The sequence below is a fragment of the Phormidium tenue FACHB-1050 genome, from assembly GCF_014696925.1.
Classification (GTDB): Bacteria; Cyanobacteriota; Cyanobacteriia; order Pseudanabaenales; family Pseudanabaenaceae; genus Pseudanabaena.
This window is the reverse complement of the sequence record NZ_JACJQY010000058.1, coordinates 20,716-29,431: the sequence shown is the minus strand read 5'-3', so window position 1 is coordinate 29,431 and position 8,716 is coordinate 20,716. Positions and strand designations below refer to the sequence as shown.

Annotated in this window: 3 protein-coding genes; 2 read left to right on the top strand and 1 reads right to left on the bottom strand. The window is 44.9% G+C overall.

The window, feature by feature from the left end; genetic code table 11:
- Window positions 1–233 precede the first annotated feature (233 nt).
- Both H6G05_RS22695 and H6G05_RS22690 read left to right on the top strand, forming a co-directional pair.
- Complete coding sequence (locus tag H6G05_RS22695) at window positions 234–1,733, top strand: UDP-N-acetylmuramoyl-L-alanyl-D-glutamate--2,6-diaminopimelate ligase (RefSeq protein WP_190581844.1); 1,500 nt, start codon at window positions 234–236, stop codon at window positions 1,731–1,733.
- Between the two features lie 427 nt (window positions 1,734–2,160).
- On the top strand, window positions 2,161–5,517 hold the full coding sequence (locus tag H6G05_RS22690; protein ID WP_190581842.1) for a response regulator: 3,357 nt from the start codon (window positions 2,161–2,163) through the stop codon (window positions 5,515–5,517).
- Between the two features lie 14 nt (window positions 5,518–5,531).
- Here H6G05_RS22690 and H6G05_RS22685 read toward each other — a convergent pair whose 3' ends face one another.
- The gene (locus H6G05_RS22685; RefSeq protein ID WP_190581841.1) at window positions 5,532–8,306 is read right to left on the bottom strand and encodes a CHAT domain-containing protein; all 2,775 of its coding nucleotides are present in this window, start codon (window positions 8,304–8,306) and stop codon (window positions 5,532–5,534) included.
- Between the last annotated feature and the right edge of the window lie 410 nt (window positions 8,307–8,716).

Below are 8,716 nucleotides of genomic sequence, written 5' to 3'. Positions count from 1 at the left end.
TCCTTGTTAGACTTGGATTCTACTTCGATTAAATCTCATCCTAGATTTCCAGACCTTTGTTCATACGGTGCTATTGCTTACTAATTTTGTCCGAAGTATTGCTCTAGATAAAACCCCAAAAAAAGGGAGGGTGGCGCGAAGCGCCACCCTCCCTTTTTTTGGGTTGTCACAAATCAAGATTTTGTGTAAGAATTCTGAGATGTTTTGTGCTTGTGAGAAAGGGATCGAGAATTATGCGTTTAGGACAATTGCTAGCATTGGCAGGGTATCAAAATTCTCAGCCTGAACTAGATGGGCTAGAAATAAAGCGTGTAATTACAGATTCAAGGGCTTGTCAAGAGGGGGACTTGTTTATTGGCATGACAGGAACTCAAGTGGATGGCGGCAAGTTTGCGCCACAGGCGATCGCACAGGGAGCGATCGCAGCCATCATTTCCCATACAGCTTTTGATAATTTATCTGAACAAGATCAAGTCAAAGCGATCGCCGTTGATGATGTGGTAGTAGCTTGCAGCAAAATTGCGACTTCGTTCTATGACTATCCTGCTAAAAAGCTAAAACTAGTAGGCGTAACAGGCACAAATGGCAAAACGACAACCACGCACCTGATCGAGTTTTTATTGCAAACTCAATATGCAGTAGCGTTGTTTGGCACACTTTATACCCGTTGGGCTGGCTATTCCAAGACTGCAAACCATACCACCCCCTTTGCCGTAGACTTACAGGCGCAACTTGCCGAGGCGATCGCCGCAGGTTGTGACATGGGCTTGATGGAGGTTAGCTCCCATGCTCTAGACCAACGGCGTGTGTTGGGTTGCCCCTTTGAGGTCGCAGTATTTACCAACTTGACCCAAGATCATTTGGACTATCACAAAAATCTAGAAGACTATTTTCAGGCGAAGGCTTTGTTATTTAGTGACACCTATTTGCAAGGTCGAGCCATTATTAATTTTGATGATCCCTTCGGTCAGCGTTTGGCGCAAATGATTACAGACAGACCGATCTGGACCTATAGTATTAGCAATTCTCAAGCCGATTTTTATACTGAGAACTTGACCTATTTGCCCAATGGCGCGACGGGAACCTTGCACACACCACAAGGCGCGATCGCTTTTCAATCACCCCTAGTTGGTCGCTTTAATGTCGAGAATATCTTGGCAGCGATCGCCACGGCTCTACACATGGGGCTAAGTTTGACAGAATTAGTCAGCCGTTTACCCGAATTTAAGAGCGTCCCCGGGCGTGTGGAAAGAGTACAGGTCAGCGACGATCAAGATGTCACCGTGGTCGTGGACTATGCCCATACTCCTGATAGCCTAGAAAACCTGCTCAAGGCGATGCGTCCCTTTACACAGCGCGAATTAATTTGTGTATTCGGTTGTGGTGGCGATCGCGATCGCACTAAGCGACCATTAATGGGTGGGATTGCAGCCAGACTCGCCGATCGCGTTTATGTAACCTCCGACAATCCCCGTACTGAAGATCCCCAAAGAATCCTTGATGATGTCGTAGTTGGTGTGAATGCGAATATCGGCGATAAACCGATGACTGTCGAAGGCGATCGGCATAAATGTATCCAAACAGCTATTTATGAGGCTCAGTCAGGCGATACGATTCTGATTGCAGGTAAGGGGCATGAAGACTATCAAATTATTGGGCGGGAAAAAATTCATTTTGATGATCGTGAAGAGGCTCAATCTGCTCTCATCCAACGCCAAAACTTGATCCGCTAATCAGTTTCCAACCTTTGGATATTTAAAGAGAGCTATATTTTTAAGATTTGGAGGGTAGTGAGAGTGCGCCCCTTCAGGGCACACTCTCACTACCCATATTGGATTCTATATTAGCCAAAAACTGAGCAAATAATGGGCGAATGCTAGGCAAATCCTAGGCAAAAACACGTAAGGAGGATCGGTTATGATGCAAAAGGAAGTATATTCAGAACCAAGCCAAGTTTATCAACTCCAAGTTCATTTGCATTAGTGTTTACTGATACTTTTTTTAGAGGAGTTTGCCAATGAGTATATGGTTATTCGCAAAATAAAAAATAGCCCCTGTAAGGTTTTTGAGTCTTTATTTGTGCCATCAGCAAAAAATAAAGCTCACTAGTTTCTCAACTCAAAGTTTTTTGGCATCAAAATTTTAGGAAGAAGTAGCTCCATGGGTTCGCAAATCGCCCCCAAACCTAAGTTGCTAGTTATCGATGATGAACCCGATAACTTAGATTTGCTATTTCGGACTTTTTATCGAGATTATGAAGTTTTACGTGCGAATAGTGGCTTAGAAGCACTGGAATTACTGGATCGCGAAGGAGAAGTTGCGGTAATTATCTCCGATCAAAGAATGCCGATCATGAGTGGAACTGAATTTTTGAGCCAAATGGCGGTTAAATATCCAGATACGATGCGGATTATTTTGACGGGCTATACCGATGTTGAGGATTTAGTTGAAGCAATTAATACTTGCAAGGTATTCAAATATGTCACCAAACCTTGGGATGAATTAGAACTTAAAAATGTAGTACGTCAAGCCATTGATACGCATAATGTTTTGCGAAATCGTACTGCTGATTTACGCCGCACTCTGCGACAACAATCACTCCTGAATGCGATCGCCTCATCAGCCGATAGTGCCGCTCCATATCGGGAAATTATTGCCACAATCGCCGAATCGATCGCACGTAATTTTGATGTTTCAGGCAGCATTTTACGGCTATTTGAGAACAGGCTACTTTCAGAAGATTATTTTGCCTATTGCAGTCTACCAATTGCCGAGTTACCCCAATTAGCGAAAGCCCTCACCTTGCGATCGCAGATTGTGGCAATTAATGATATTGATAGCGATCAGCGTATTTCGGAAGCTGATAAATCTATTTATGCCAAAGCGAATATTAAATCAGTTCTATTTGTTCCCCTTGAAGTCCAAAAAGAATGCTTAGCAATGTTAGCTCTATATCATTGCGACAACCCGCATTTATGGAGTAACGATGAATTAGACTTAATTGAATTAGCCGCCGATCAAGCTGCGATCGTCAGTTCCCGTGCCAGAGCCTACGATCGCATTCAAGAGCTTGCCAAAAGAGAATCTCTCCTCAATACGATTACCAGTACCATTCGCTCTAGCCTCGATCCTCAAAAGATTTTTGCATCAATTACCCAGCAATTAGGACAAGCCCTAAACTCTGAAAGTTGTGCTTTGTCTCTATGGACGGAAGAAGATAGCTATTTGCGTTGCGTGGGGCTACATTTGCTTGACCCTGATGAGATAATCCAAGACAGGGTAAACCCTGACGAAACTGCTCTGCCGCAATCCATTGCCAATATCTCGGCTAATCCCGTCTTTCAAGCCTTGATTGAATCAAAGCAGCCCGTCGCTATTTCTGATTTGCACGAAAATCCAGAATGGAATATTGCCGATTTGCCACTACGCTCCATAGCCCGATCGCTTCTAATCGTCCCCTTGCTGTCAGAAGGTAAGATTATTGGGAGTATTTCCATGCGTCAAAATAAACTGCCTCGTCATTGGCAACCTGAAGAGGTATCCTTAGTCCAAGCGGTGGCCGCGCAAGCCGCGATCGCTGTCCAACAAGCTCATCTCTTTCAAAAAACTCGTCAACAAGCACAGCAACTGCTTGCCCTCGATCATCAAAAAACTGAATTCTTTCAAAATCTTTCCCATGAATTCCGTACCCCCCTCACCCTCACCATTGGTCCCTTAGAAGCAGCGATCGAGAAATCTCAACCACTGCCTCTCGAACAGTCGGTAATTGCTTTACGCAACTGTCGCCGTTTGCTGCGTCTAGTTAACCAATTGCTTGACATTCAAAGGCTTGACGCAGGTAAAATGCAGGCTTGTTTTCGCCCTTGCAATCTCGTCGAATTTACCAGTCAAACCATTGATGCTTTTCGCCCCTATTGCGATCGCAAAAATATCCATCTGTTTAGTGAGTTTAGCGAATGCCCAGAAATCTATCTGGACTTAGAGAAATTCGATAAAGTTCTCTATAACTTACTGTCTAATGCGATGAAGTTCACGCCAAGTAATGGCAGTGTTACGGTCAGCATTTCCGCCGATGTAGATGGTCAGCATTGTATTCTTAGTGTCCATGATACGGGTATTGGCATTCGTCAAGATCAAATTCCATTTCTATTTGATCGCTTTCGTCAAGCTGAAGGTTCCGTTAATCGCAGCTATGAAGGCAGTGGTTTAGGGCTAGCTCTAGTTAAAGAATTGGTCAATCTGCATGGTGGTAATATTTCCGTCACCTCAGACTATGGTCATGGGACAACTTTTGCTCTGATGATTCCCACTGGTAGAAGGCATTTACCCCCCGACCAAGTTACCAACTTACCTGCGGATTTACAAATATCTAGAGCTTCAGTGGAACTTGCGGATTTAGAAACTGACCTCAGTTTAGAAGAAGATATATTCATGCAGGATAGTGAGCATGAAGAAATTTCCTATACTCCTACAGGTAAAATTTTAATCGTTGATGATAATCGCGACCTGCGCGGATATTTACGGCGCGTTCTCAATCAAGCTGGCTATAGTGTAATTTCTGCACACAATGGTGCTCATGGCTATACCGAAGCTCAAGAACACCGCCCTGATTTGATCGTGACGGATTTAATGATGCCGCAAGTCTCTGGTTTAGACTTAATTGCGATGATTCGTCAAGATCAGCAATTGGCAGGTACGCCGATGATTTTGCTGACGGCTAAAGCTAATGAAGAGACTCGCATCGAAGGAACAGAAATGGGCGCTGATGCCTATTTAGCTAAGCCTTTTAACGATCGCGAATTGTTGGCAGAAGTTCGGAATTTACTCGCTCTCAAAACCAATGAGCGGCGTGTGGCTCAACTCAATCTCTATCTCACTGAATCAGTTCTCAAGCGTTTTCTTCCTCCGAGTCTTGTTTCCAAAGCCGCCACAGGTGAACTCAGTCTGGATTTGCGTCCTGAGCCAAGAATGATCACAGTTCTCTTTACAGATATTGTCGGCTTTACTTCCCTTGCCAATACCCTGCGATCGCGTCGTGTTGCTGAGTTGCTCAATCAATACCTAGGAGCAATGACAGAAGCGATTTTTGCCAATGGTGGCACGGTTGATAAGTTTATGGGTGACGGCATTATGGCTCTGTTTGGTGCGCCTGAGGATTGCAGTCCCAATGAGCAGGTGCGCCGTGCTGTCCAAACTGCAAAACATATGCAGCGATCGCTAGCTCAACTCAATGAGCAATGGGCGGCTCAGGGCATTCCCACAGTGAGGTTTCGCTGTGGTATTCATCAAGGTACGGCTGTGGTGGGGATGTTTGGCAGTGCGGAGCGATCGGACTACACAGCGATCGGACCTACGGTAAATATTGCTGCACGTATCCAATCGGCGGCGGAACCTGATTGCATTCTTGTATCTGCGACGGTTGCGGATTATCTGAATGATGAGGAGCTTCGCAAGCGTGAACCTCTTAAGCTGAAAGGTGTTGATGAGACTGTACTCACCTTTTTTGTGGATAGTTAACAAACAATGTGATATTACAATCCATTTCCGATCGCAAAGAATGCTGACCAGTAATTAGGATGATTATAATTTGGTGATTTGATCAAGGCAACTTGCGCTCGGCGTAATGCTTCTGTAACCGTGACATCACCTTTTTGAAGTTCACCATAAAAAGCAGTCATGAGTGCTTGTGTGCCTGCGTCATCAACTTTCCAGAGGGATGCGATCGCTACTCTTGCTCCTGCGGACTGCATTTGATAGCCTAATCCTAAGATCTCGATACCAGTGCCTAATTTGCTGCCAATTCCCGATTGACAAGCGCTGAGGATCACTAAATCCACATTACTCAGTGACCAATCTTGAATCTCTCTGATTGTCGCTTTTTCACCATTACCAAAAAGAATAAAGGAATCTTCAGGAGTTCCCACTGATAGCTCACCGTGGGTAGCGAGATGCAAAATCGTATGGGAATTAGCTTTGGTTTCGGTGATTTGTTTGCTAAAGGATGTCTCTGTGAGGGTAGTAGTATTTGGAAAAAGACTGGCAATTTTTTGGACTTCGGTGATGGTGGCGGGTAAGCCATCGAATCCTGCACGGGTTTTATCCCCTAATTTGCCACCAAAAGCACCCGCAAAGATGCGTGGTTTCGCTAGTGGTTTCGGCGCAAAGGAGGTGAGGGATTCGGCGGTGATATTGTTGACACGATACTTTTCGGCTAGCCATTGTTTGCCATCATGCAGAGCCGACAGGGGAATATAGCGTAGTTGCCCATCGGGAGCATAGATAATCGTATCGATTTTTAGCTCTTGCAATTCTGCTTCAAAGGGTTGAATCAGCAATTTATAGAGCTTTTGGGCAGATTCTTTAATATCTTCGGAGCCAGCATCACGTAGCTCGCTAAGGAAGTCAATTATTTCTTGGTTGAGTTGTTCGCGTTTGACGTTGATAGTGCGGCGTAGGGGAGGAGTTTTGGCATTAATGATGATCAGTTCAAGGCGATCGTCAAGAATTAAAGGATAGAGCAGGACTGCATTGGGTATTTGAGAAAGAACATCTTTTTGGAGTTTGCGATAGCTGGCGAGGTTGAGATTTTGTTGTTCTTCAACACGGCGCAGTTCAGTTATGAGCTTCTTGATTTCGGGGCTATCGAGGAAGGCGTTAAATTGTTTGTTTTGGTCGCGTTCTGCTTGGACAAGTTGGGCAAGGCGTTGTTCTTCTGTTTGGTTTAGTTTGCCTTCACGATCTTTTTGTTGGAGTTGGTTGAGTTCACTGGCAAGGGCGATGATGTTTTGTTCGGGACGTTGCAGATCGACTCCTTGGGAGGTTTGGTTGTTGCCGCGCACAGTTTTGAGATAGTCGCTAAGTTCTTGGACTTTGAGGAGGTCGAGGACTTGTTGGGCTTCGAGAATACGGTCTTGTTTGAGTAGGAGGTCGGCAAGGTTGCGATAGGTCTTTTCGACTGTGGCTAAATAGGATTTTTGGATGTCTTTATCGAGTTTACGCACATCCTGACGGATTGCTTCTATAGCGTTGACGGATTGCTTGTAAAAAAGAATCGCGAGTTCGGGTTGATTGAGATTTTTAAAAGCTACAGCCAAATTATTCAGCGAAATTCCCTCACCACTACGGTCTTTGATTTCCCGCGCGATCGCTAATCTTTGCTGTTGGAACTCGATCGCTTTATCATATTTGCCGAGGTTATAGTAAGCGATTCCCAGATTTCCCAGCGAAATTCCCTCACCGAGACGGTCTTTGATTTCCCGCGCGATCGCTAAGAATTGTAGATGGAACTCGATCGCTTTGTCATATTTGCCGAGGGAATAGTAAGCGTTCCCCAGATTTCCCAGCGAAATTCCCTCACCGAGACGGTCTTTGATTTCCCGCGCGATCGCTAAGAATTGCAGATGGAACTCGATCGCTTTGTCATATTTGCCGAGGGAATAGTAAGCGGCTCCCAGATTTCCCAGCGCATTTCCCTCACCGCTACGGTCTTTGATCTCCCGCGCGATTGCTAATCTTTGCAGATGGAACTCGATCGCTTTGTCATATTTGCCGAGGGAATAGTAAGCGGCTCCCAGATTCCCTAGCGCATTTCCCTCACCGCTACGGTCTTTGATTTCTCGTGCGATCGCTAAGTGTTGCAGATGGAACTCGATCGCTTTGTCATATTTGCCGAGGGCATCATAAGCGAGTCCCAGATTTCCCAGCGATGCTCCTTCACCGAGACGGTCTTTGATTTCCCTTGCGATCACTAATCTTTGCAGTTGGAACTCGATCGCTTTGTCATATTTACCGAGGGAATAGTAAGCGAGTCCCAGATTTCCCAGCGACTGCCCCTCACCGAGACGGTCTTTGATTTCCCGTGCGATCGCTAAGCTTTGTAGTTGGAACTTGATCGCTTTGTCATATTTGCCAAGATTGCTGTAAGCGAGTCCCAGATTTCCTAGAGATCTCACCTCAAGTCTCTGATCTTTGATTTCCCTAGCAATTTTTAAAGACTGCTGCAAATTATCAATCGCTTTTTGATACTGATCGAGAGCGTTATAGTTAACACCGATGTTATTAAGCGCAAGCCCCTGTCCCCTCAAGTTATCAGTTTTCTTGAAATCCTCTAACGCTGCCTGACAAGCCAATAATCCCTCTTGAAACTTTTGAGCATTCAAGTTGTCGCGACATGACTTTAAGACTCGATCTTCTTCTGTCTTGCGCTCCTCTGCTGTCTGCGCCTGCACCGAACCACTAACAAGGAAAAAGTAAAAAGGCAAAAGGAAAAAGTGGACAAATCTTGATGGTTTTTGGTGACTCTGCATACCAGACCCTGATGCTCTGTAAAGTCAATATATCACTAAGTTTTCTTGCTATTTCATCTCCCCGATTTTTTAACCAGTCCTCAGATCTCCGACTTTTTCTTTGCCTTTATCAATTAGCTGTACTAGTCACACAAAAAAGTCGGAGATCTATCTCTGCAAGAAACCATGAGCCTCGTAGGGGCGGGTTTTGCAAATAGATCTTGCATTTAGCACAGAATTATCGACTAAACCCGTCCCTACAAACCATTTACTCAGATCATCACAATCATCAAACTGTAATACGATCGCCCGAACCCCACAATGCAGTCACAATTTATCGTCAAGAGCCAAGAGAGTCAAGCATTTGCATTTCTGCGAGGAGTTTAAGAATTGTGGCACAAATGCTTGACCTCCATAGGTTATTGATGTTG

Coding starts and splice junctions, on each gene's coding strand:
- H6G05_RS22695 (WP_190581844.1), top strand. CDS start 234: ATGCGTTTAGGACAATTGCTAGCATTGGCAGGGTATCAAAATTCTCAG.
- H6G05_RS22690 (WP_190581842.1), top strand. CDS start 2,161: ATGGGTTCGCAAATCGCCCCCAAACCTAAGTTGCTAGTTATCGATGAT.
- H6G05_RS22685 (WP_190581841.1), bottom strand. CDS start 8,306: ATGCAGAGTCACCAAAAACCATCAAGATTTGTCCACTTTTTCCTTTTG.